General features: G+C 35.2%; 20 protein-coding genes and 2 pseudogenes. 5 read left to right on the top strand and 17 right to left on the bottom strand.

What is annotated here, in order from left to right; all coding sequences use genetic code 11:
* Window positions 1–40: 40 nt before the first annotated feature.
* The 10 genes and pseudogenes from ACPC58_RS07165 to ACPC58_RS07120 form a co-directional block, all read right to left on the bottom strand.
* Window positions 41–193 carry a hypothetical protein gene (locus tag ACPC58_RS07165; RefSeq protein WP_434065633.1) on the bottom strand — a complete coding sequence of 51 codons (153 nt, stop codon included), beginning with the start codon at window positions 191–193 and terminating at the stop codon, window positions 41–43.
* On the bottom strand, window positions 190–1731 hold the full coding sequence (locus ACPC58_RS07160; protein WP_434065632.1) for a UvrD-helicase domain-containing protein: 1542 nt from the start codon (window positions 1729–1731) through the stop codon (window positions 190–192). The genes ACPC58_RS07165 and ACPC58_RS07160 overlap by 4 nt, the downstream gene beginning before the upstream one ends.
* On the bottom strand, window positions 1724–3478 hold the full coding sequence (locus tag ACPC58_RS07155; protein ID WP_428714074.1) for an ATP-dependent nuclease: 1755 nt from the start codon (window positions 3476–3478) through the stop codon (window positions 1724–1726). Before ACPC58_RS07155 ends, ACPC58_RS07160 begins: the two co-directional genes overlap by 8 nt.
* A complete protein-coding gene (pezT, locus tag ACPC58_RS07150) occupies window positions 3468–4256 on the bottom strand; it encodes a type II toxin-antitoxin system toxin PezT (RefSeq protein ID WP_434065631.1) in 789 nt (262 codons plus the stop codon). The genes ACPC58_RS07155 and pezT overlap by 11 nt, the downstream gene beginning before the upstream one ends.
* Entirely contained in the window at window positions 4256–4732 is a 477-nt protein-coding gene (gene pezA / locus ACPC58_RS07145; protein WP_434065630.1) for a type II toxin-antitoxin system antitoxin PezA, read from the bottom strand. The genes pezT and pezA overlap by 1 nt, the downstream gene beginning before the upstream one ends.
* Window positions 4733–4811: 79 nt before the next feature.
* Window positions 4812–5093, bottom strand: a pseudogene (locus ACPC58_RS07140) (hypothetical protein); the annotation flags it as partial.
* 49 nt (window positions 5094–5142) lie between these two features.
* The gene (locus ACPC58_RS07135) at window positions 5143–5532 is read right to left on the bottom strand and encodes a DUF5945 family protein (RefSeq protein ID WP_367007456.1); all 390 of its coding nucleotides are present in this window, start codon (window positions 5530–5532) and stop codon (window positions 5143–5145) included.
* Window positions 5529–5756, bottom strand: a complete 228-nt coding sequence (locus ACPC58_RS07130; protein WP_434065629.1) for a DUF5965 family protein — start codon at window positions 5754–5756, stop codon at window positions 5529–5531. The genes ACPC58_RS07135 and ACPC58_RS07130 overlap by 4 nt, the downstream gene beginning before the upstream one ends.
* Window positions 5757–5809: 53 nt before the next feature.
* Window positions 5810–6886, bottom strand: coding sequence for a DNA primase (locus ACPC58_RS07125; RefSeq protein WP_434065628.1), 1077 nt, complete (start codon window positions 6884–6886; stop codon window positions 5810–5812).
* 39 nt (window positions 6887–6925) lie between these two features.
* Window positions 6926–7564: a hypothetical protein gene (locus ACPC58_RS07120; protein WP_017370838.1), complete on the bottom strand. Its 639-nt coding sequence runs from the start codon at window positions 7562–7564 to the stop codon at window positions 6926–6928.
* Between the two features lie 132 nt (window positions 7565–7696).
* Here ACPC58_RS07120 and ACPC58_RS07115 point away from each other — a divergent pair, with 132 nt between their 5' ends.
* Window positions 7697–8938, top strand: a complete 1242-nt coding sequence (locus ACPC58_RS07115; protein WP_434065627.1) for a hypothetical protein — start codon at window positions 7697–7699, stop codon at window positions 8936–8938.
* A gap of 21 nt (window positions 8939–8959) precedes the next feature.
* Here the strand turns inward: ACPC58_RS07115 and ACPC58_RS07110 are convergent, their stop codons facing one another.
* Genes ACPC58_RS07110 through ACPC58_RS07100 form a run of 3 tightly spaced genes read right to left on the bottom strand, consistent with a single transcriptional unit; the run spans window position 8960 to window position 10944 of the window.
* Window positions 8960–9940 (bottom strand): caspase family protein, encoded by a 981-nt coding sequence (locus ACPC58_RS07110; RefSeq protein WP_434065626.1) that lies wholly within the window; start codon window positions 9938–9940, stop codon window positions 8960–8962.
* A 10-nt stretch (window positions 9941–9950) separates the two neighbouring features.
* Entirely contained in the window at window positions 9951–10328 is a 378-nt protein-coding gene (locus ACPC58_RS07105; protein WP_434065625.1) for a TIR domain-containing protein, read from the bottom strand.
* Between the two features lie 52 nt (window positions 10329–10380).
* The gene (locus tag ACPC58_RS07100) at window positions 10381–10944 is read right to left on the bottom strand and encodes a hypothetical protein (RefSeq protein ID WP_001060373.1); all 564 of its coding nucleotides are present in this window, start codon (window positions 10942–10944) and stop codon (window positions 10381–10383) included.
* Between the two features lie 93 nt (window positions 10945–11037).
* Between ACPC58_RS07100 and ACPC58_RS07095 the strand changes: the two genes are divergently transcribed.
* Window positions 11038–11925 (top strand): tyrosine-type recombinase/integrase, encoded by an 888-nt coding sequence (locus ACPC58_RS07095; RefSeq protein WP_277943554.1) that lies wholly within the window; start codon window positions 11038–11040, stop codon window positions 11923–11925.
* A 147-nt stretch (window positions 11926–12072) separates the two neighbouring features.
* Here the strand turns inward: ACPC58_RS07095 and ACPC58_RS07090 are convergent, their stop codons facing one another.
* From ACPC58_RS07090 to ACPC58_RS07080, 3 genes are read right to left on the bottom strand one after another with little or no spacing between them, the layout of a single operon-like run.
* Window positions 12073–12363: a DUF5966 family protein gene (locus tag ACPC58_RS07090; RefSeq protein WP_024382152.1), complete on the bottom strand. Its 291-nt coding sequence runs from the start codon at window positions 12361–12363 to the stop codon at window positions 12073–12075.
* 14 nt (window positions 12364–12377) lie between these two features.
* Window positions 12378–12677, bottom strand: coding sequence for a DUF5962 family protein (locus ACPC58_RS07085; protein WP_277943552.1), 300 nt, complete (start codon window positions 12675–12677; stop codon window positions 12378–12380).
* A gap of 57 nt (window positions 12678–12734) precedes the next feature.
* On the bottom strand, window positions 12735–14168 hold the full coding sequence (locus ACPC58_RS07080; protein WP_434065624.1) for a PLP-dependent aminotransferase family protein: 1434 nt from the start codon (window positions 14166–14168) through the stop codon (window positions 12735–12737).
* Between the two features lie 96 nt (window positions 14169–14264).
* Here ACPC58_RS07080 and ACPC58_RS07075 point away from each other — a divergent pair, with 96 nt between their 5' ends.
* Genes ACPC58_RS07075 through ACPC58_RS07065 form a run of 3 tightly spaced genes read left to right on the top strand, consistent with a single transcriptional unit; the run spans window position 14265 to window position 16929 of the window.
* Window positions 14265–15164, top strand: a complete 900-nt coding sequence (locus tag ACPC58_RS07075) for a PLP-dependent cysteine synthase family protein (protein WP_434065623.1) — start codon at window positions 14265–14267, stop codon at window positions 15162–15164.
* Window positions 15165–15184: 20 nt separating this feature from the next.
* Window positions 15185–16036, top strand: a complete 852-nt coding sequence (locus ACPC58_RS07070; RefSeq protein ID WP_434065622.1) for a serine O-acetyltransferase — start codon at window positions 15185–15187, stop codon at window positions 16034–16036.
* A gap of 23 nt (window positions 16037–16059) precedes the next feature.
* Window positions 16060–16929 (top strand): DMT family transporter, encoded by an 870-nt coding sequence (locus ACPC58_RS07065; protein WP_155997217.1) that lies wholly within the window; start codon window positions 16060–16062, stop codon window positions 16927–16929.
* 58 nt (window positions 16930–16987) lie between these two features.
* Here ACPC58_RS07065 and ACPC58_RS07060 read toward each other — a convergent pair.
* Window positions 16988–23224, bottom strand: a pseudogene (locus ACPC58_RS07060) (DEAD/DEAH box helicase family protein); the annotation flags it as partial.
* Window positions 23225–23268: the final 44 nt, after the last annotated feature.

Genomic DNA, 23268 nt, shown 5'->3' with positions numbered 1-23268 from the left:
TACACCTTATGCTGCACGATGTCGTGCAGCGTAAGAAATTTTATACACTAGTGTTACAAAAATGCTTGACTAGGTCAATTGCAATATAGGCTTCATTAACCCCATCATTATAAAAATCAATATGTTGATTAATTTCAAAACCCAAAATACCAGTAATATCAAATTTCAGTACATCGTGATGCAAAGTAATCATAAATTCCTTCTTTCTATGAAATTATCAAATGAAAAATTACCATTATTATTGCATAATAATCTATTTATTTCGCTAACATAGTTTGTCTTGTTATCAATAAGAATTATTTTTGATTTTGCTCTAGTGATTGCAACATAATGGTCCTCGAATTTTAATGTATTTTTATATCTGTCAATCAAATATTCAACAAAAATTATCACCGTATCTGCAGCTAGTCCCTTTGAATTATGTGTTGTCATTAATAAGTTATTTTTCAATGAACTAGTATCAAATAAGATTCTATTCTCTACATCAATTAAAACTTCAAGTAATATTTGACTTTCTAATTTATTACCAAATTGTGTAATGGGTACACCAAGATATGACGCTATATCTTCGATAAGTAATCGGTCAGGATTTTGACGCAAGATTTTCAATTTTTTTAATAAGTCTTTCCTAAAATCGTCATTATAATCAGGAAAAAGATTGTTCAACACATCATACTCAGAAAAACTTTCAAGAAAATAATATTGAGCTAAAGATTGTAAAAAACGACCATTGGTACACTCTATAAAAGGATTTTTTCTGACATAATCAAATTCATTTGGGAATATTCCACCTAATTGTGTTACAGTTTCTTCAATATGTTGATTGTTTCCAATTAAAAAATAATTTTTTTCATCTAAATTTATATCACCATTATCTACCAGAGATCTGATAATATCTTCTTTTAAAGCAAATTGCTCAGTCTCTATATATAAAATAGAACCTGTTTCATTAATAGAATCAATTTTTACTTCTGGAGTTAGAGCTAATGAAAAATCTACAATTTTAGGTAAACTCCTAAAATTACCAATAAACCTCTCTTTTTTTAAATTATTTTCGTTTTCCCATAAATTTTTAATATATCTAGGCGAAGCCCCTCTCCATTGATAAATTGATTGTTTATCATCTCCTACAATAAATAATCGAATTCCCAGTTCATCTTTTAAATACATGAATAAATTATTCATAGATTGATCACAATCCTGAAACTCATCGATATAAAGTGAATTGAATTTATACTTTAGATACTCTGATGCAGACACAATATTTTTTAGTATATCTAAAGCAACTTCACATTTAAAATTCTTACCTTGCCGAGCGGTCGAATTATCATAAGTAGCAAAAATACCATTTTGCATTATTTGACTTAGTCCAATATCGAAATTATTAAACTTGTATTCTTGCTGAAAACTAAACTGTAACGGCGTTGCAACTTTATATCTTTGATCAAGGAAAGGGAGAATAATCTCATTATCTAAAAATGAATCAATAGTAGATACAACAACATTTTCTGGAATTTCAACTAATTTCTGTTTTATTTCTTCAGTTGCGTTCCGAGTGAAAGTTATCGCTGCTAGTTTTTGATAATTATCTAGCTTTTTAGAATCGCTTTTTAGCTTTTCAGCTAAAAAAGTTGTTTTTCCCGAACCTGCGTTAGCTAAAATTAGAATATTTCCTTGATACTCTAATAACTCTTTTTTGATAGTTTCATCTCGTATAGCAATATCACTCATAGTCTAAAAACTCCGCTAAAACTTTAAAATGCTCTGATTTCACAATTTTGTGTGCAATTTCTTGAGTAAGGTCTCTATCAATATATTCCAACATATTATACTGCTTACTACTTTGTAACCAATTCACAAAATCTGATATATTCATTCCATTTCTCTCACTTTCGGACAGTACCTTAGCTAAATCGTTTTCTAAATCAATCTCTGATATATATAGCCTCTTTGAATTCAATTGAGATACTAAAGTACATTCCATAATATACAATTCTTTCTTTTTAGCTTTTATATTCTGATTTCTCTCTTCCTTTGAAGAGAAATCGATACGATAATTATTTAATTCAGCAACTATATTGTCATCAAGAATCTCAATACATCGATTGAATCCTATTGGAGAAAATTCATGTTTATCACCTCTACTAGCCTTTAAATCATTATCTGTCTTCACAAAGAATTCTATACCTAATTCTCTATACAGCTTTGCATAAGGTTTAAAATTTATACCGTTGACTTGTAACAAGTATTTTCCTTCTACTTCAAAATCAGGACTAATATATTCAAAAATAGAAGAAAACAAGTAGTATTCTGATGGACCTTCAACCAAAAGAACTCTATCATAGAAGATAGACTGCGCTAATGATTTATTTAATTTTTTCTTTAAATTTGAAAACTCACTTGGTACCTTGTAGTATGAAGAATGTCCTGTTGCCTCCTGTTGATTAGTTATCTTTATGAGCTGAGTATTATTCATTTCATAAAGCACTTCTGCTGAATGAGTTGTTAAGAAGAAGTATTCGTATATATTCTGAATGAAAAGCTGTTTAGAAAGTGATACTTGTACTGATCTGTGCAGACTATTCTCTGGTTCCTCTATTAGATAAATTATCACTTTACTACTGTACTGTTTTTCTGAAATCAGATGATTAATAGCATATGATAAAAGTTTTTTTCGTCCATCCCCAGATGTTGGATAATTTTGAGTGTCTCCATTCCAATTTATATACGGAGTAAGATTATCCAAATAACCCGAAATTGAAATTTCTGATTGGATTTTTATCTCTAAATCTTCTTTACGATAGCTTTTATAGGCATCTGTCAGTTGTGACTGAACACTAGTAATTAAACTTAGATTAGAAATATTTGTATTTAAATCAATAATACTACTCTCAATCGCTTTCTCAAGTGCTACATCTTCATCAGTTTTAGTATCATCTGAGAACAATAATTTTCTATTTCGCTTAAAAAATGCATCCAACTCTATCGCAGGATTTACATAGACTATTTGGAAAATCTTATCAATATCACTCCTTGTACCATATTGAGGTACTTCCACTAAATCATCTAAAGTAGAGCCCCAACTTAATACCGGATTTCCAAACAACTCTTTCTCATCATACATCGCCTCCAAGGAAATGAGGAATGTATCTAAACTTGCATTTTTTCTTGCTCCAGCAACTGTTGAAATTAATAAACGTGAATGTGAAGACTTTAGTGACTCTTCATCATCCTCTTCCCTATCAGACAAATCAATTTCAAGCTGTATTTTTATAGGTTTACTAATATCATGTTTATGATAATCTGATTTAATAAAACCTTTATTTCTGATACTTCTATCTAACAAATATCTTATTGCAAATAAAAGATTTGTTTTTCCCGAATCGTTCATCCCGAATATCACATTTTTATTTGATAAGTCAATTTCAACAGAACTAAAATTACGAAAGTTTTCAATTACTAACTTTTTAAATTCCATAGTTACTCTCCAGCAAATTCTTATTATTCAGTTTAACTAACCGATCCCGACCTAACCTCATCATCTCTTCCTCGACTTTACTCCATTTTCCAAAAAGGCATTCTCGTAACACTACTGCGGCGGAAGCATTATCAGTTTCAGAATCATAGATACAAGCCCTATCTCTTTGGTAAATTTGAATTTGTTCAAAGAGTTTCTCACTTTCTAACTCCCTCAAGTTATCAACCAAGTTCTCAACAATCCCATCATGGTGTTCTTTTGGTGTTGCTCTGGCCTGATTGGGATCGATGGCATAAAGCTCTTCATAACGAATCAGAGTGCTGAGATAGGACAATTCTGGTTTGGTACCAATCACAGCTAAGGAAACTTGATATCCTTTCGAACCTAATAATTGAGCAGTCTGACGAGGAACTTGAGTGGTACGCAAAGTCCCTTCAATCAGCAAATGATAGCCTTGCGTGCTAAGTTCATCAACCAGATGCTCTACCATTTTTCCTGCAAATCCCTTGGTATAGTCCACGCTGTCCTTGCCATATTTTTCTTGCAAGGTTAGGTAATTGGGGTGTTGAGAACGGTAGCTGTCACCATCGATGATAATGATATTGCCTTGAAATTCTTTTTGTTTAATTCGATGAATAGTCGTCTTACCTACTCCGCTTTGTCCACCAAGCAAGATAGCTTTCGGTTTATCTGGAATCGTCTTTCCTCGGGTTACGGCCCGAATGGTTCGCTGTAAGGCCTTCTGAAAGTCAGTCTCAATAAATTCTTCCAATCTCATTAGGCTACCACCCGATGATGCACCATGTCTAACATCCGCTCAATACCGTCTAAATAGCCATTGTAACGCTCGATTTCATCGAAAGTATTGACAAGGTAAATCTTCGTATTAATCAATTCAGCCAAATCATCACTCATGAGAATCCAAGGATTTGTTTCATCATCAAAAGCAATATCCTGACTATCCTGATATCTATAAAGCTTTGATAAAATGGCTGCTCCACGTTCTTTTATCACTTCTACTTTTAAAGTCAGTTGATAATCTTCAACAGGTGTTAGCATCTTATCCTCCCCTACAATATCGACATAAGAAACGTTAAATTTCTGACAAATGCGGTCGATGAGTTCTGTTGAAACTTTACTAGTTCCATTTTCATAGCGACTCAGGCTATTGCGTGAAATACCGACCATTTTCGCAAATTCTGGCTGTGTTAAATCGTGTGTTCGACGTAGTGATTTGATATTGTCTCCAATCATAGATAAAGACCTCCTCATATTTGCTTTCATTATACCATAAAAAACGGATAACGCACCAAATATGGTGCGTTATCCGTTTTTTTGGTTTTTTCGATTGCTTAAACTGCTCTATTCGCTTCTCCAACTGCTCAGTATTCAGTTTATTTTTCGCTTCCTGAATCGACTTATCAAGACTTTGTTCCTCATCGGTTATAACGCTTTGAGATATTTCAACGCTCCTATCAGGATTGAACTTTGTATCAAAAACCACATCTAGGAGTTGCTCTACTTTAGTTAATTCACTATCTGACATCTCTGATAATCGATGAATCAGTTGTTTAAATCGGTCTTGATTCTGTATTTTCTTTTGAAAAAATCTCATTATCTTCTCCTTACATTGTAAAAAGGTAGCCCGCATAGGACTAACTGACTTATAAATCATCAATGGCTACTGAAATAGCCTGTAACTTTTTATTTTGGATTTTCTTTTCATCAATCAATTGATGAAGTTCTTCAATTTGCTTCTGACAGGCGGAAATATCCTTGTTGTTTTGTGCAATGGTGTCTGCCAAGTGCTGTTTGTAGTCACTTGTGATATTTACTTTCTTCGGCTGACTTTGTTTAACTTTTGATTCGGGAGTCTGTACCTCTTTAGATTTTGACTCCTTTTGTTGCTGTTCAAAAGCAGCCACATAATCTACTTCTTCAATTGGTTTTTCATCCGGTTTATGGAAAAGTGCTGCGATTTTAGCTCGTTCTTCATGGGAGGATGTTGGTTTCACATCATCTAGTGGCTGATCAAAATTCCATGTTTTACTCATTCTGTATCCTCATTTCTGTAATCTGGGTATAGTGTGGTTTCTTTACCAAAGGCTTGCTCTAGTGCTTCATGAAATGACAACTGACTATATTGTTGCCGTTTGATAAAGGTGCTATACATTGCAGTTTGTAGTTGGTCACGATAGTTTTCCAATTTCTCCGTCTCACGTGAGACCTTTTCTTCTTGCCTAGCTACTTTTTCAGCTAGACGCTCAATCACACTCATAGGGTGTCCTCCTTGTCACATTCTAGATTATGATAGCGGACTTGATTTTGTTATCACAATTCCAATGCATGCTCCCATTTAGGTGGAGGATGATTCTTAATGGCTTGTATATGGGCTGACTGAATAAGATTGCTTAAGGATATTTCTTTCTGTTGTTTCACAATATCATTCCAATCTGACTTTGTTTCAAGTCCCTGCAATGGTGGTAAATCTTTGGTGATTGGAAGTCCTTTATCTGACAGTTTCTGAAAAAATTCTCTTCCTGCTTCATCATTATCAATAGCCAAAGTTAACCCGTTTGAATGAGTTTGAAAAAAGGTTGTCGTCTCTTGTATTGCCTGAAGATAATGGTTAAGTCTGCTTGGTTTTACTGTATCTAGAAATGCCAATTTCCCTTGTTCTTCTGCCGCTAGACGCAAGGTCTGATAAACAATCACAGAAAGTTTTAAGCCTTCCATTGACACCAGGCGAACATCGGATAATTGCTTTTGGTGAAGCTGATAATAACTCATCATATCGATAACTGATTCACAAAAAATGAGTCGCTTGGGTTTACCAATATCAAAACTAATACCAACATGGCCATGAGAGCCTTTCATGATTTTCTTCAAATAACCACGTTTGTGTCTTTCTTCATTTTTGATGAGACCTTGAAGGCTTGCGGCCTGTAAGATCCCATTATGGTCATAGCTTTTAAACACTAAAACCGACTCCACTTGATAAGTAGCTTGAGCAAGCAATCCTTGTCTACCAAAGGTATTGATAGTCTGATTACTTAGGCCACGAACTTCATTCAAGTAAGTACGTGCTTGCTGAAAGGGTTCTTCATGCAAATAATATTGAAACGGTTGATAAGTTTCTTCTATCACCTTAGCTTGTTCAAAATCCCCAGTTTCAAGATAGGATACAGCCTCTTTAAAAGTAACACCTGCTACTAATTGAACAAAGTCAATCACATCCCCTTGTATATCTCTTGAAAACCATTTGAAAGTATTAGTATCCGCAAAAATCCGAAAGGAATCATGATCTGGGTGTTCATAAATGTGTCCTGATAAACGTCTAAAGGAATAACCTAGACTTTCAGCCACATATAAAATGGCCTTTTGTTTTACTGCTTTAATTCGTGTCATCTTGTCTCCCTATCAAAAAAAGCAGAAGACTGTCTCCTGCTAGTTGTTCTCACTTGTTGTAGTTCCTTGGATCGTTGGTATGCTGGAATTAGCACCATCTGTGAATTCTTTCATGTCCTCCAGTTTCCCATTCCAAATGGTCAACTGATTAACTAGGAGCTTGTCGGAAACTTTGGAGTAGGACAACATAACCGTCTTGGTTTCTGTCTGAGTGGTTCGCTGTTGTTGCTCACTCAAATCAGAAACATAGGTCACTTGATAGGTAACTTCCGCAAGTGCAACATTGCTTTCTGTATTGACATAGATACTGGCTGATTCAAATCGGTAGTCCAGCATATAATCTTTATAAACTTGATTGATCGCTTTATTCTGATTTGCTTCCTCTTCTGAAAATGCCGAGTCCGTCATGTAAGGTTTGATACGAGCGTTATTTTCACCCAGCTGAACCTTGGTGAAATATTGAGTGAGAAATTCTTTGACAAGCTCATCTGATAGGACTGTTGCTATTTCCTCCTGCTTTTCCTTTGTCACAAGTTTATTAGCTTCTGCTCGTATTTGGTTCTCTGTTTGTTTTGAAACGGATTGTGAGCCAATCGTGTAGCCAATCATGACCATAAAACTGACTGCGATTAAACCTCCTACTCCAATCAGAAATCTAGCCTTTACTTTATTTAACATGGCTTACTCCTTTATTAGTGATAACCACATCATATCAAGATTAGCTTGGAGATTTTATCACAAGAAAATATGATTAACTACAAATTATGGTATACTAGTGATAATAAATTGTTATCAGTAGGAGTATGAAAAATGGATGATAAAATATGCTTTGTAGTTATGGGTTACGGAGTAAAGAAAATTCCTGGGACGTTGGTGAAGCTAAACTTAGATGATATATATTTTAAGTTTATAAAGCCAGTTTTATCACGGAATAATTTGAACTCCATTTACTCCACAAATGCATATCGAGGTGATGAAGTCCCTACTTCAGTAGCTATTAACAAAAATTTCATTACAACTATTTTTTTAGCTGATATAGTAATTGCTGATATAAGTACTCTGAATCAAAATGCGATCTATGAGTTAGGACTTCGTCATGCAATGAAACCTAAGTCTACAATTATTCTTTGTGAGGAAATTACCATTCGCAAATATCCATTTTTTGATATCTCAATGACTCCACAGATAAGATATCATAGAAAGAAAATATTATCGGATGAAAACTATAGAAAATCCGTTCAGGAGCAATTGGAAAAAACTTTAATCGCTTGTTTAAATTCTAATCCAGAATACATTGATAGTCCTGTATTTGATTATAATTTATATAGAATTGAACCATTAATTCAATTGTCAAAAAACGAAGATACAGAAGGCGACTCGATAAGGACTATGATTCAAGAAGCTGAAAATTTGAAGGAAAATATGCAGTTTGAAGAAGCCGAGAAAAAGTATCTTCAGATTTTAAACTTATCTTTTGATGAAGACATGTTGTCTCAATACATTTTATGTCGCTATAAAAAAGATATAACCATAGAAAATCTACTTTCGACCTTATCATACATTGATAAAAAAATAGACTTAACCACCTCTACAAATGAAAACTTGCTAGGTATTGTTGCAGCTATAAATAAGCAAATTTTTGCACTTAATAGAGAATGTAAGTTCTTAGAACAAGCTAGAAGATATTACAAAAATGGTTCAAATTTTGAGAGTGGGAATCTCTATTGTGCTAGAAATTACTGTGCTCTTTTATTAAAACAATATCGTATATCTAAGGACATCGAATCAGTAAAAGAATACTATTACTCTGCTGTTCATTTTGCTAAAACTTGCTTAACAGAATTACAATTTCTCAAACGAGAGGAAACTGAGCTCGATGATACTTGGTTTAATGAAAATGTTAAAGATTTGACTTTAATTGCATTTGGTACTGACGAATCAATTATTAAATTTAAGCCTATTACAAAAAGGCAAGAAGAGACTGTTACCTCAGGTCGTAAAGAGCTAAAGGAAGATTATTACGAAACTCTAAAAATAATAAAAGGGAAGTGAGTCAATTTACTCACTTCCCTTTTAAAATCTCTTATCTCTTGATAATTTCCAATAATGTAAACCTAGTGGTGTCAAACGACAAGACTTGCTGTTCATAGCAGCAAAATACATGTGTTCCTCCCCAACAGGTTCGATCAAACCAACACTTTCATATAGTTGCAATTCTTTAAATTTGTCTACATTTGTTTGCTGAGCAAACGGCTCTTTATATTCATGAGTAATATCAGGTGTATTGGTAAATTCAAATGATGGGTCTAATTGAAATTCAGAAGTTGGTTCCACAAAGTAATGATGAAGTTTTCGTAATACCTTTTTGGATACTTTAGCTTCAACAGTTCTGATAGGTAAAAATCCTGTTATATTTGTTTTAAATAGAGGCCTTTGTTCCCATACTCCAAGTGCCTGATCGACAAAAGAATACAAACTAGCAGGAGTGACATTCCCGCTAACATCTGCTGCTCCACCTTTTAGCCCCTGAATTAGTAATTCAGTAAACACACCATGACCAGTTATTCCATCTTCAATAGCAACTTCATCACGATTGCTTGCTGTTAGAATAGTAACACCTTTTCCAATATTGGCATCCGATGAGTCTATAGCACTAAAATCTCCTAACTTTCCAGAATAACAACAATCTAAGATGATAATTTTATTTCGACTTTTAGAAGTGTTTGCCAGTTGAAGTATATCATTCATAGAAATTCCCATATCATAGCCATTAAAATCTGGTGTTACGATTTGACCAGCCATCTCACCTGTCCCGTGTCCTGAGAAATAAAAAAGTGCAATATCGGATTCTCCTTTTTTAAATAAAGAATGAAGGTCCTCCAATAACTCTGCTTTTGTTTGTACATTACGTTTTAGCTTAACACTGAAATTAGGGGAACCATCCTCGTTTTCTCCCAATAATTTCGCTATCTCCTCTGCATCATTTACACACCCCACTAATGGTGCCTGAGAATATGCGTCGATACCAACAATTAATGCCTTATTTTTTAACATAAATTATTCCTCACAATTGTTTTATCCAAGCGCTAATCTTTTCCCAATTCCAATCTACTACAGGAAGATAGCCACATTCATTTGGAATAGTAGCACCGATATGACTATTATTACCATAAATTGCAAGAAGTGGGATACCCTCATCTTTGGCACAGTTCATTTCCCAAATTTGCCCATCGGCATTCTTGGTATTCCTAGTAATGATAGAAATCATACCGTCACACCCTCTAATTCTTGTTCTACATTTAGTTTTCCATTGAGAATCCCACGGTTGCTTAACAGACATATCTACAAATTCAAATGGGGAGTTCGTATTTTGCGATTGTCCCCTTAGTAAATCTCGAAGATTTTCATCTTCAATTGCAAAGCTTATAAAAATTCTTTTCATCTATTTTCTCCTATAAAAGTTTTGACTTTATTATACCACTTTAGAAAACGCTTTATACTATTTTTCCTTCAATTTTATTAAATATTTTCTCTAGTGATTTTTTCCAACAGTATATTTCTTTTTCTAAAATTTTTTCAAAAAAGAAATCAATTTGTGAAGTGTTTTCTAAAGTAAAATCTGATACAGATACAATTTTTTGATCATCCTTTAAAATACCATCAATACGTAAATTTTTTTGCTTAATAATTAAAATGGGAATATTATTTGAAATTGCCATAGCACCTTCAATTTGACAAAAAGAACTAGTAATCCATTTTCCATCTAATGATTGTTCTTCAGCTTCAAAAAAATTTTTATTCTTAACTGCTCCTTTTTTTAAAATACCAGATTGAATATATGTATGTCCAAAAGCTAAGATGACCATACCGTAACATCTTTTTATCATTTCATTCAAAACAGTTAAAGATTCATATGGTGAATAATCTTTTGCTTGCAATGTTATACTTTCAATATTGTACTTATCTAAGGTACTTTTTAATTTTTCGATAAAGTACTGTTGTTCTTTAGTAAATGGATTGGGTCTACTCAAAAAAACTCTTATTTTTTTATTATTCACACCAGATTTCTCCTACCGATAACAATTTATTATCACTATACAAATTGACTAAATCAGTTTATAATAGCGTAATTATTGATAAAGGAGACATTCATGGATTACATTATTATTTCTACATACTTAGATTATTGCAAAACTCATAAACGTTTAAGCTCGCATACACTTCGTGCTTACAAAAATGATCTTATGCAGTTTTGCCATTCAGACCACGATTGTGTAGTAAGTTATATTGAATATTTGACAGATTCAACTATTAAAACCAATACTTTACGGCGAAAAATTGCAAGTCTAAAAGTCTTTTATAGCTACCTAATGACACAGAATCTCATCACTGAAAATCCATTTAATCAGTTACGTTTTCAATATCGAACAGAAAAAACACTACCTAAAATAATTCCTCATAATATCTTAAAAAAAATTTATGTCTATCTTAAGCAAAGAGTCATCACCTCTAAAACCAACTTTCAACGACAAAAGGCTGAAAGGAATCTCTTAATAGTTTCTTTGTTGCTTTCCACTGGCATTCGAATTTCCGAGCTTTGTCACATTCAAATAAAAAACATCAATCTTCAAAATCAAACACTCCACATTCTAGGAAAAGGGAAAAAAGAACGTATTATTTTTTTAGGCGATGAAACAACTGTTTTACTACTAAAAACATATCTAGCAAACTATTGCAAGCAATCAGATAAATATCTTTTTCCAGGAAAAATCTCTCAAAAGCCTCTGACAGAACAAAGCGTTCGTCTCGTCTTAAAAACAGTACGAGAACAAATGAATCTTGCTAATTCCATCACTCCTCATATGTTTAGGCATAGTTTTGCAACAATGCTGTTAGATAACGATGTGGATATTCGATATATTCAGCAAATACTTGGACATAGTTCCATCTCCATAACTCAAATTTATACTCATGTATCACAATCTAAACAAAAGGAAATATTGACTTCTTGTAATCCTATCGCTTCTATTCATACCTAAAACTAAATTGTAGTTAAATCAAAATATTAATTTCAGTGCTAATTTTCGAAAAATGAGTACTCTAAAAAGGCATATACTCACGTGTTATCAAAACACTGAATGTATGCCTTTTACTGCTTTATAAGTTTTTCCTTAACTCAATATGTTTTATGCCATCCGACTTCTAACAACTTTTCTAACAAGCCCAAAGACAAGTAAAAGATTAAAAATAATATAGAAAGTGGTAAAGCTGAAAATTCCATTGGTGGCTAAATCTTCCACATAGAGATATCGTTCTGTAAAAAAGAGGTAAATTCCATAGACTTCTGTGAAAGCTAAAAATCCAATTAATCCAATGACAAATAAGCTTCCAAGCATCTTCGCAATCTGGTAAAGGACAAGCAAAATCAGCCCTGTTGCTGCGATAATGAAAAGACTTTGAATAATTTGTTCAATCATATCTGTACCTCTTTCTACGCTAATTGCTTACGATAATAATCTGCCTGTCCCTTATCTAGATTATCAAGTTGTTCAACCAGGTCAAGATACTCTTCTTTGGTGACCTCATCTAAGTCTGGAAAATCATTCTCACGAGTCGTGATAATAACTTCTAATTGACCAATAATTTCTCGCTTTGAAAAGCTATAATCAAGGGTTTCATCCTCATACTGTTCCTTTAAGGCTTGATAGTTAGCCCTATCTTCAGGGCTTGTAAAACCTTGTGCTAACCATTCTTCTAATTGGTAACGTATATCTTCTACTGTCTGGGTCATAATCAATTCTCCTTTGATGATTTCTTGACTTCATTTTACCGCGTTCATTATTTTTTGTCAGCTTTTTTCAATTTCAATTATATCCCAAGCTTTCTTTAATCTCTCAATGCAATCAGGAATATTTTCCAATTCAATTTTACTAAACCCTAAAAACAAATGCTCATGAGGACACTCAGCTTCTTCTTGCCAAAACTGCATCGTATCATAAACTTTAACCCCTACATCAAGAGCACGCTTTATCATTTCATATTGATTGATTTTTGTTGGAAAATTAACCAAGAAATATTGACCACTCACGTTATGAGAAACCTTAATAGGAACTTTAAAACTATCAAATCCATTTTGAAATGCCTCATATCGTTTTTTAAAAATATGATTCATTTTTCTAACCAATCTATCGTAGTCCCCGCTACTCAATACATTAGCCAGTGCAATCTGATTAATTAGATTCACCGTACTATTATGCATTTTAAATCTTTCTAAAAAATCTTCAGTAAATTGTTCAGGTAGTACAATATAACTCATTCTGAAAGAGGGTGATAAAATTTTTGAGAAAGTCCCAAGATAAATAACACGATCAGGATAGTCTATTGATTTCAATGCAGGTACAGGTTTTTCATAATAGCGTAATTCACTATCATAATCATCCTCAATGATAAACGAATCATTTTGCTCAGCAAATTCTAACAATTTTTGGCGTCTAGAAATTGGCATAATCATTCCTAAAGGAAATTGATGTGATGGGGTCGTATAAATCATATCAATATTAATTTCATTAGAAAAATTACAAATATCTAGTCCTTTATTATCCACCTTTTCTGTACTAATATTCCAAGAATTCTTTACAAATATTTCTCGTGCTTTTGGATAACTCGGCTCCTCCATTAGTACATTTTTACTTTTTCCTAAAAACTGACATAAATAATCTAATGATTGTTGTAAACCACTTGTGATGATAATCTGTCTAGGATGACACACAACTCCTCTTATTCGTTCTAAGTAACGAGAGATTTCCTTTCTTAAGGCTATGTCCCCCTGAAAAAGTTGTAAACTAGATAACTTTTCTGCTAATTCAAGTTGATCAAGTGCAGCAATATAGTGTCTCTTCCACTCTTTTTTTGGAAATAAGTTACTCGTATGACTACTATTAGTTAAATCATAGATGATGTTCTCTCGATTCAATAACTCCTCGTCTATCTTTCTTTTATCGAATAAAATCTGCTTTCTTTCAGTATAGAACACTTTGGGAAGTTCTAAGACATAAAATCCTGCATTTTTTCTACTTTCAATATAACCTTCTAACGTTAATTGAAGATAGGCTCTATCAACGGTATTCCTACTGACATCAAGCATTCTAGCTAATGTTCTTGTTCCTAAAATTCTTTCATTCGGTGATAAATAGCCATTTATAATATCTAACTTTATCTGATTATAAATTTGTTCATATAATGGTTGATGTCCATCCCCTTTATTTTTATTCAGATTAATCATAATCCCTCCACAGTGGCACCTAAAAATTTTTCTATGCTGGTACTTTTTATTATACCACTTATTATTTAAAATTTTAAAAAAGGAGGTAAAGTAATAATGTCTATTCTTAACGATATGGGAAATACACCCTTAGTAAAATTAAAAAATCCATTTGGCGATAATTATGCTCAAGTTTATTTAAAAATGGAAGAATTCAATCCCGGTGGCAGCATAAAATCACGTGTTGCTTTACAGATGATTGAGGATGCAGAAATTGCTGGTATCTTAAATCCTGGTGCTACACTAATTGAGCCAACAGGTGGTAACACTGGGATTGGCCTAGCTGTGGCCTGTTCACTAAAAGGTTATCAATTAGTTTTAACAATTCCAGATAATTTTAGTGCTGAAAAAATTGAAGTATCAAAAAAATATGGTGCCAAAGTTACTCTTGCTGACCATAGAATAGGAAATGATTGTCACATTAAGAAAGCCAGAGAATTACTCAAAGATAATCCTGATTGGATTTGTTTAAATCAATTTGAAAACCCTTCAAATCCTAAAGCTCACTATCTATATACTGCTAATGAAATTATTGAACAATTAAATACTCCTATTGATTGTTTTGTGTCAGTAATCGGTAGCGGAGGAACAATAACAGGGATATCAAAACGATTAAAGGAATACAATCCCGAAATCAAAATAATTGGTGTAGAGCCAAAAGGATGTAATATTCTAAATAATATTTATATTCCACATAAGATTCAAGCAACCGCAGTAGGTAAAGTAGGAAACTTTTTCGATAAATCAATGATAAATGAAATGGTCAGCGTTGACTTTGAAGAAGTACAAAAAATCAGAAATTACCTTAGTTTCAATCAAGGAATTTTTGTCGGTATTTCATCAGGTGCTAATGTTCTAGCTGCTTTTAATGAATCAAAAAAATGGGATTCTTCAAAGACAATAGTTACTATAGCACCTGATAGTGGTAGAAGCTACCTAGAACTTTTTAATCAATAAAGCACATAGATAGGAGCAATATGGAAAAAGAGAAATTTTTAAAAGAAAAAATTAATTCATATTTAAAATACTTTAATTATGATTTCACTCCTGTTGAGTTTCAAAATATATTCCAAAAAACTCTATCAGACTTAAATACTTTCCTTGCAAAGGATCCTAGTAATGGAGGTGAATTTATAATCATAATTAAATGTAATCTCCCTTACCAAGCTGTATTACTATATAGAATAGCAAATTGTTTATACTACAAGGATCATAAGGATTTAGCCATGAGTATCTCTGAGTTCGCAAAACTAAAAACTGGTATTGAAATTCATCCCGCAGCTCAAATTGGTGATAACTTCGTCATTGACCATGGTTTAGGTACAGTTATTGGTGAAACTACTGTAATAGGGCAAGATTGTTATATTTTACAAAGCGTTATTTTAGGTTCCAATAGTATTACTGACCATAAAAAACACGATAGACATCCTAAGATTGGTAATAATGTAGAAATTGGCGCCTTCAGCAAGATATTAGGCAATATTCGAATTGGAAATAATGTAAAAATTTCACCTAATTCAATCATTACTAAAGATATTGACGATAATTCCAGAATTGTCGTTTCATCCTATTTTCAAATCGAAAGAAATCAAAGTAATATTAAATATACTGGTTATCAAGTAATGAATAACAAAATTATTATCTACTTTGATAAACTCAATGAAAGTAGTGTAAGTGATGTTCAATATTTATCTAAAAGCAATATTTTTAAACCATCTAAATTAAATACAAATCAGATAACTATAGAAAATAATGATTTTATTTTACCACTCAAACTGCAGTTCCTAGAAAATAATCACATTATCAGTGAAATGATTATCCATATTTAACAAAATGAAAGGTTACCTATACAATGAAATCTAATCGTTCAAACGCAACTATCTATATATTTTTAATTTTTGTAGCTATTTGTTTTTTAGCAACAGGGGGTATATTCGTAAAATTAAGTTCTCTACCTCCTATAAATACTGGATTTTACCGTGTACTTTTTTCTATCCCTATGCTACTCCCTTTTATAAAAAAGGAAGATATCCAATTAGATAAAAAACAGATAGCAACTATTCTTTTAGCGGGAGCGTTTCTAGCAGGAGATTTAGCACTATGGAATATTTCCTTCTCTTATACAAGTGTAGCAAACGCAAATCTACTTGCTAACTTAACCCCCTTTACAGTAATCCCTTTTAGTTATTTTTTCTTCAAAGAAAAAATGACTAAGCGTTTTTTTCTGGGAGCCTTTATCACCTTTCTAGGTGTAATTATTTTAATGGGAAATAGGTTGACACTAACATCAGATAGATTATTAGGAGATATGCTGAGTCTCAGTACTTCAGTCTTCTACGCTATGTTTATGCTAACAGTTTATAAACTCAGAGATTATATTAAAAGCAATGTGATTATGTTTATTAGTGCCTTTGGAAGTCTACTAATTCTTGGAGTTGTAATCTTTTTTACTGAGGGATTCTATATTCCTCATAATTTTTCTGAACTTTGGCCATTATTGTCTCTTGCGCTTATTTCTCAAATTCTCGGTCAGGGACTATTAGCTTTTTGCCTTGGAAAAGTAAATGCTAGCCTTTCGTCATTGATTACATTATCCCAACCAGTAGTCGCTGCTATCTATGCTTGGATTGTATTTCAGGAAAGTTTAAACATACAATCTATCATTGCTATTATGATTACTTTGGTAGGAGTCTACTTAGCTAAAACACAAACTAAACAATAATATAGTAAAAAACAAGCTGAAAATTGCTTGTTTTTTTGTAGTAATCCCACTCTTTTTCTTAAAAATCAAGCGAAAGTTGTTGGTCCTGTTGTGGTTGGATCGTTTCATTGAACTTAGCTAGGGCTGCATCAATTTCCTCAACCTCTGCTTCTTGTTCAACCAAAGGGGCAAGGATGTCATATTTGGCTTTAACCAGCTGATAATCCTCTTCTTTAGGAAAGACCTTTTCCACTTCAACCCTTGCGACTGACAGCTTATCTTTTAAATTGTTAGCCATCTCTTCTGTCTTTTCTTGGTCATCTAGAATATGGTCAATGGCATTGGTAATACGTTGAATCGTTCCCACATCTGATTTCAAGTCTAAAGAAACAGAATACTGGTTGCTGCCTGAAATGGTTAAAGACACCATATCTGGCAAGGGCTCACTAGGACTTCTGGTTGCCATTTTAAGCTCAAATCCTCTAAAATGAGCCAGCGTTCTGACTTCTTTGGTTTCCGAACGGTTATAGGTAATGAGTTTACGTAGATAGTCTCCAGCTTCTGCACGGTTATCCATTGTCTGATTGTCAAACCGCATGATAAAATCTTGTGACTTAGTTGCCAAAGATTCGGCAATATCACGGTCATATTGGCTAAGGCGTTTCTCAAGGGCAGGGAGGTTCTGCTCACAGTAAGAAATGGTATGGCGATACTCATCTTTGGAGCGATTAAAGGCACGCTTTTGATTGTCCAATACCGTCAACTCATTCTCTAGTTCCATTTTTAGTTTGAGATAAGGATTACCTGTCGCTAAAGCCTTAAAGTCTGAAGCAGTCATGGTTTGTTCATCAATGTCTTCTGCTGACCGTACTGGGTCTTTAGAGGTCATGATTTGCGTGATGTATTTGAGTTTATTCTCCTGTGTTTGCCAGAGGTAGTTATCGAAGCTCCCTTTCGTAATGTAATGGTAAATATCTACCTCTTGGTGCATATTGCCTTGACGAATTAACCTACCATTGCGTTGGACAATATCACTTGGTCTCCAGGGAACGTCTAAATGGTGGACTGCTTTCATACGTGACTGGACGTTTAGACCTGTTCCACCTTTTTCTGTTGAAGCCATGAGAATCCTGACTTCCCCACTATTGACCTTGCGTGAGAGAGAGTTTTTCTTCTCATCCGTATTAGCGGCATGAACAAAGGCAATTGCTTCTTTGGGAATCCCTCTATCCACTAAGAGGTCTTTCAATTCATTGTAAACATCAAACCCTTCTTCCTTGCTTTTAGGGGTGCCAATATCAGAGAAAATCATCTGGGTAGCCTTATCAAGCTCACCCTCACGGTAAATCCGTTCCACGTTATCCACCACTTGAAGAATCTTCTGATTGTCAGATAAGGTATAGGCTGGGTCAATAAGACGCATGTCAATGGCTAATTTTCTAGCTTCCCCAGTGATTTTTAACATGTTATCGACACTAGGGTCAACGCTACCTGACTTAATGGCGTCTGAACGGTCAACCAACTCTTCAAGGTAGTATTTCTGAGCTTCTGTGAGTTCACTCTCTACCGCAATGACTTTAGCTTCAGGAACAGGTAAATCAAGCATATCTGAGGTCTGAATATCAGCTGTTTCCTTATAAATCCGCATGAGTTCAGGCAGGTTCACAAACTTCTTAAAGCGTTTCTTGGGTTGGTATTTATCCCCTGTCGGTGCTAGTTCCATAGAATTTTCGATATTCCCAAAAGCCCCTACCCATGAATCAAAATTAGAGACCTGGTATCGTTCTAGGACATCGGGTTGGATATAGCTCATCATGGTATAGAGTTCACTAATAGAGTTAGAGACTGGTGTTCCTGTCGCAAAGACCACATTACGATAGTCGTGTTCTCCTTGAACCTGTCTGACCTTCATTTCCATATCCACGTTCTTTTTAGAAGTCGTGTTGGTAATCCCTGCGACATTCCCAAGGCCTGTAATGGGTCTGATATTCTTAAAATGGTGAGCTTCGTCCACAAAGAGGAAGTCAATCCCAAGGTTTTCAAATTCAATAAAGGTATCACGTTCCAACTTTTGAAGTTCTTCCAATTGGTGCTCTAAGCCCTTAATAGAACGCTCTGCTTCTTTAACAGTATAATCACTATCACTACCTTGCTTGATGTCACGAAGTTGTTGTAACTTATCTTGAATATAGGTCACTTGCTTTTCATGACTCATGGGAATTTTCTCAAACTGGGAATCCCCAATGACAATGGCATCGTAGTCCCCTGTGATAATCCGTGAGACAAACTGCTTGCGTTTGGCTTTCGCAAAATCTTTCTTGGTCGTCACATAGACATTCTTTGTTGGGAAGAACTTCATGATTTCTTGGCCAAACTGAGCGGTCAGACTTGATGGCACCACATAAAGAGGTTTATGAACCATTCCCAGTTCTTTCAGTTTGAAGCCTGCCCCAAGCATGGTTAAGGTCTTACCTGAACCCACTTCATGAGCTAGAAGCGCTCGTTTTTCTTCCACGATACGTTGAATGGCATTCTTCTGGTGAGGGCGTAAGGAAATATTCTGGGCAAGCCCATCAATGGTTAAATGGCTGCCATCATAAACTTTTGAGACTGTACGATTATAAAGGCTATTATAGGTCTCTTCAATCATCTGTTGCACCTCTGGGTAACTAGCCACAAAATCTTGGAAGAGTTCTTGAAGTTGTGTTTCCTTAGCACGAAGAACCGTTGTCTTCTCCACGTCCGTCACATGCTTTTTCTTATCCCCATCTTCCACTTGTTTGGTAATGATTGGTTGATTGGAATTAAGCAGGTTTTCAAAGATTTTACGACCACTATCATACCGAGACCCAGGCACCCCCAAACTTCTATCCGTTGCGGTAGAATACCTAAAGGCAAACTTGGATTGATAGGACATCGTCCCATCAATTGGACTGACTTCAAGAACAGTTGATACTTCTTGATCAGTCAAGTCAAAAGTTTGTCCCATAAAGGTTTCTTGGGCAAATTTCCCATAAACAGCTAGAGGAATCCAGCGTGAACCAATCCGATAATCAATATCAGCCAAAGTAACACGAGGCGGTCTCACTTCTTCTAAGAGGTTTTGATAGTGTTGCCACGGAAAATCAGAATTGTCTTCTTTAATGAGTAAGTCCACGACCTCTAACTTAGTCATCACATCCCCTGATAAGAAATCCTGGCGAGATACATAGACCACTTCCCTATCGTTTAGATAGCGTTCTGGGTCTGGAATAATAGCGTCTCCTAATTCTTCAATCAAAGACGCTTTAGAATCCGTCTGATAAATAGACATCATGTAATCCAAATCGACCCCACGACCATCTGCTAGACTAGAATTGAGAGCGTCAAGGGAAGAAGAAACTGCCATCACTTCCTTTTCAGGACGAACCAAGGCTTTTTCAAAGGCAAGTGACTTGGTATAGATAACTGTCTTCCCACTTGGATCAAGACTTTCATCTTCTAAACTCGCAAGGAGCGAATACTTATCATCACTATCAAAGAGGTTACGATTCACAGTACTATTGACATAGCCAAAGCGTTTCACAAAAGTATCATAGGTGCGATTGAGATGTCCTAACAAGTGATTGAACTCGTCTTTGTCATAGTTATAGTAGCGCTGTATAGCAATCACCTCTTGGTAGGCGTTCCGAATATCAATCATCCCTTTAATCCGTGCTACTTCTTTCTCAGACAAGGGAGCTTCATAGAAAACAGTCTTTTTGAAGTAGCCTTTAAATTGTCCACGTTTAGCGGCTTCTTCTGTCACATACACATCAAGAGCGGTGCTATCAATCACTTCTAAAGCATTAAAACGGTCAATCTGTTTTTGCGAATGCTTGGTATCCCAACCCTTAAAGGTCCCCTCCTCGTCCACATAATAGCTAATCTCCTCTGTCTTTGTCCCTACACGAATGCCCTTATGATCACGGTAGTAAACCGTAGAATCTTTATAGCCAAAGCTATACTGGTCTAAGCTTTCTCTGATGTCAGAAGGAATCGAGGTATCAATGACTTGTCTTCTCATCACATCAGGAGTGATAAGGATATCAGAAGGGTCAACACTTCTAGGCGCTTTAACTTGTTTAAGAGCCGTCTGAACAGCTTCTATTAGGTTATCAGAAGTGCCTTTTACAGAAAGTGTCCCTCCGTTAAAGTTTCTAACCTCATAGCTCCCAAGAACCTGACTGTTGTAGTCTCCGTCAAAGTAAGGATTCAGCCAAATACGGTCATCCTTGTCATAGCGAATAGAACCTGAAAAAGCTAAATCATCTGCCACATATCCCTTATCCATATGTTTTTGGAAGAACAACATATCTGTTGTGACATTGGTACCTGCAATGGCCTTAAAGGCGCTATCTGGTAAACGCACACCACCGAGAAAATCAGTCGTCTCACGAATGTCCTGGAGAATGTTTTCTGTCCGTTTATCCATGGTTCCTGTGGAGGAAATAATGGCCACTTGTCCACCGTCATGCACCAAATCAAGGGATTTTTTAACAAAATAATCATGAATCATATAGGGTTTGTCATAGCGACTATCCGCAATCCTGATATTGGCAAAAGGCACATTTGAGAGAACCAAATCAAAACTATTGTCATTAAAGGCAACAGTCTCAAAGCCCTTTACTTCAATATGGCTATTTGGATGAAGGTGTTTGGCAATAGCCCCTGTAATCGTGTCTAGCTCTACACCATACAACTCACTATTTTCTCTCAGGTGTTTAGGCATTGCCGCAAAGAAATTCCCTGTTCCCATAGACGGGTCTAGGATTTTACCACCAGTAAAGCCATCACGTTCCAATTTCTCCCACATCTGACGAATAAGAGTGGGATCCGTGTAGTAGGCAGTCAGAGAGGACTGTTTCATGTCTGAATACTCTTTCTCTGTGACTAGCGTTTTTAATTCCTCACGTTCCTTAGAAAACTTTGGATTGTAATCGTCAAAGAACTCGTTAGCTAATCCTCCCCAGCCCACGTATTTGGCAAGGAGTTCTTGTTCTCTAGGTGTGGCTTGACGGTGTTCAGATTCAAGACTTTTCACCAAACGAACAGCAGCCACGTTGGTTTCAACCTTATCTCTTGTTGTCTTAGGGTAAAAGTCTGTTAGATTTTCTGGGAAGTGAAAATCAGTAGCCGGGGGCGTCTCAGTGACTTCTGGTTCCAACTCATCTTCTATCAATGCTTTTTCTTGTTTAGCCTCTCTCTTATTTGATGATAGAGATGTTGTCACTTGAGAAACCGGCTCTTGAGATTCTTCCATATCCATAAAAGAAAAGAGGTCTAATTCTTGGCTTGGTTCTTCCACTTCCTCTTTTTCTTCGACAGAAGGAACATGAAGAGCTTGAGTGATGTCTTCTAGTGTCCGTAAGAAAAGAACTGGATTTTGTTCAATCACATCGGTGAAATCATTTTGTAGTTCAATCCGAATCAGGTTATTAACGCCTGACTCCTAAATGGCCATTACCTGAAACTCTTGCCCCTTATAAGTCACAATCGAAGCAATCGGATAGCGTTTAAGGGCTTCCTCTACGATAGGATTTTGAGGTAGTGATTGAGTCATGATTTCAGGTTTTGTTTGTGAGATGTGTTCTCGCCATTCCCTAATGGATAGGTCAGGTTGGGACTGTTTGTCCCTTTCAAAGGTTCTAGCTTCTTCAAGAGTGAGTTCTTCATGCAAGAAGGCATAGGCAATGGGTCTTGCTTCTTCTAAGTCTAGCAGACTGGTCAAGAAAAATTCTGTCTTGTCATGCGTTAATCCCATCTGAAGCAATTCTGTCGCAAGGGCTAATTGAGTAACGGTTGCTTTAGGATAGCCCCCTAATAAGGCTAGGTCCGCATTCTTCAAATGAAAACGCCCTGCAGCATCTATCAGTATCCCACGTTGTTGCTCATCCAAGTCATCTAAGTTTATCTCTAAACGAGTCAGTTTTTCGGTATTTTCAGCCAAAATGGTTTGACCCATTTCAGTTAAGATCACTTCTTCTTGAGGTGTTAGGGGACGTTGCATGTCATAGACTGTCCCATCAGCTTCTAAATAGCTTAATAGCTCATTGTCCTCATAGATTGGTATCATTTCCATTTCATGGTCAAACTCCCCACGTCTCAAGTTTGGTAGTTTTGGACGGCTATTTCGCACTTGGTCAAAGTGACTTAATATCTCAAATTTTTGGGACAAGTTTAGATGTTCATAGGCTGGTAAATGTTCTGTTTGCCCTGTTCGTAAATCTAGTTGTGATAAATCTTCTTCAAGACTTGCAATGACGATACCCCCTTCTTCACGAAAGGTGATGTCTTGAGGAGGTTCTGGAACTATTTTTTCTTCAGCTGCACCCTCTCTTT

Source organism: Streptococcus sp. VTCC 12905 (assembly GCF_049893385.1).
GTDB lineage: Bacteria > Bacillota > Bacilli > Lactobacillales > Streptococcaceae > Streptococcus > Streptococcus suis_AA.
This window is presented reverse-complemented; position numbering and strand designations above follow the sequence as displayed.

What these genes read in the sequence shown, in the direction of transcription:
- ACPC58_RS07165 (WP_434065633.1), bottom strand. Translation starts at nt 193, where the DNA reads ATGATTACTTTGCATCACGATGTACTGAAATTTGATATTACTGGTATT.
- ACPC58_RS07160 (WP_434065632.1), bottom strand. Translation starts at nt 1,731, where the DNA reads ATGAGTGATATTGCTATACGAGATGAAACTATCAAAAAAGAGTTATTA.
- ACPC58_RS07155 (WP_428714074.1), bottom strand. Translation starts at nt 3,478, where the DNA reads ATGGAATTTAAAAAGTTAGTAATTGAAAACTTTCGTAATTTTAGTTCT.
- pezT (WP_434065631.1), bottom strand. Translation starts at nt 4,256, where the DNA reads ATGAGATTGGAAGAATTTATTGAGACTGACTTTCAGAAGGCCTTACAG.
- pezA (WP_434065630.1), bottom strand. Translation starts at nt 4,732, where the DNA reads ATGATTGGAGACAATATCAAATCACTACGTCGAACACACGATTTAACA.
- ACPC58_RS07135 (WP_367007456.1), bottom strand. Translation starts at nt 5,532, where the DNA reads ATGAGTAAAACATGGAATTTTGATCAGCCACTAGATGATGTGAAACCA.
- ACPC58_RS07130 (WP_434065629.1), bottom strand. Translation starts at nt 5,756, where the DNA reads ATGAGTGTGATTGAGCGTCTAGCTGAAAAAGTAGCTAGGCAAGAAGAA.
- ACPC58_RS07125 (WP_434065628.1), bottom strand. Translation starts at nt 6,886, where the DNA reads ATGACACGAATTAAAGCAGTAAAACAAAAGGCCATTTTATATGTGGCT.
- ACPC58_RS07120 (WP_017370838.1), bottom strand. Translation starts at nt 7,564, where the DNA reads ATGTTAAATAAAGTAAAGGCTAGATTTCTGATTGGAGTAGGAGGTTTA.
- ACPC58_RS07115 (WP_434065627.1), top strand. Translation starts at nt 7,697, where the DNA reads ATGGATGATAAAATATGCTTTGTAGTTATGGGTTACGGAGTAAAGAAA.
- ACPC58_RS07110 (WP_434065626.1), bottom strand. Translation starts at nt 9,940, where the DNA reads ATGTTAAAAAATAAGGCATTAATTGTTGGTATCGACGCATATTCTCAG.
- ACPC58_RS07105 (WP_434065625.1), bottom strand. Translation starts at nt 10,328, where the DNA reads ATGAAAAGAATTTTTATAAGCTTTGCAATTGAAGATGAAAATCTTCGA.
- ACPC58_RS07095 (WP_277943554.1), top strand. Translation starts at nt 11,038, where the DNA reads ATGGATTACATTATTATTTCTACATACTTAGATTATTGCAAAACTCAT.
- ACPC58_RS07090 (WP_024382152.1), bottom strand. Translation starts at nt 12,363, where the DNA reads ATGATTGAACAAATTATTCAAAGTCTTTTCATTATCGCAGCAACAGGG.
- ACPC58_RS07085 (WP_277943552.1), bottom strand. Translation starts at nt 12,677, where the DNA reads ATGACCCAGACAGTAGAAGATATACGTTACCAATTAGAAGAATGGTTA.
- ACPC58_RS07080 (WP_434065624.1), bottom strand. Translation starts at nt 14,168, where the DNA reads ATGATTAATCTGAATAAAAATAAAGGGGATGGACATCAACCATTATAT.
- ACPC58_RS07075 (WP_434065623.1), top strand. Translation starts at nt 14,265, where the DNA reads ATGTCTATTCTTAACGATATGGGAAATACACCCTTAGTAAAATTAAAA.
- ACPC58_RS07070 (WP_434065622.1), top strand. Translation starts at nt 15,185, where the DNA reads ATGGAAAAAGAGAAATTTTTAAAAGAAAAAATTAATTCATATTTAAAA.
- ACPC58_RS07065 (WP_155997217.1), top strand. Translation starts at nt 16,060, where the DNA reads ATGAAATCTAATCGTTCAAACGCAACTATCTATATATTTTTAATTTTT.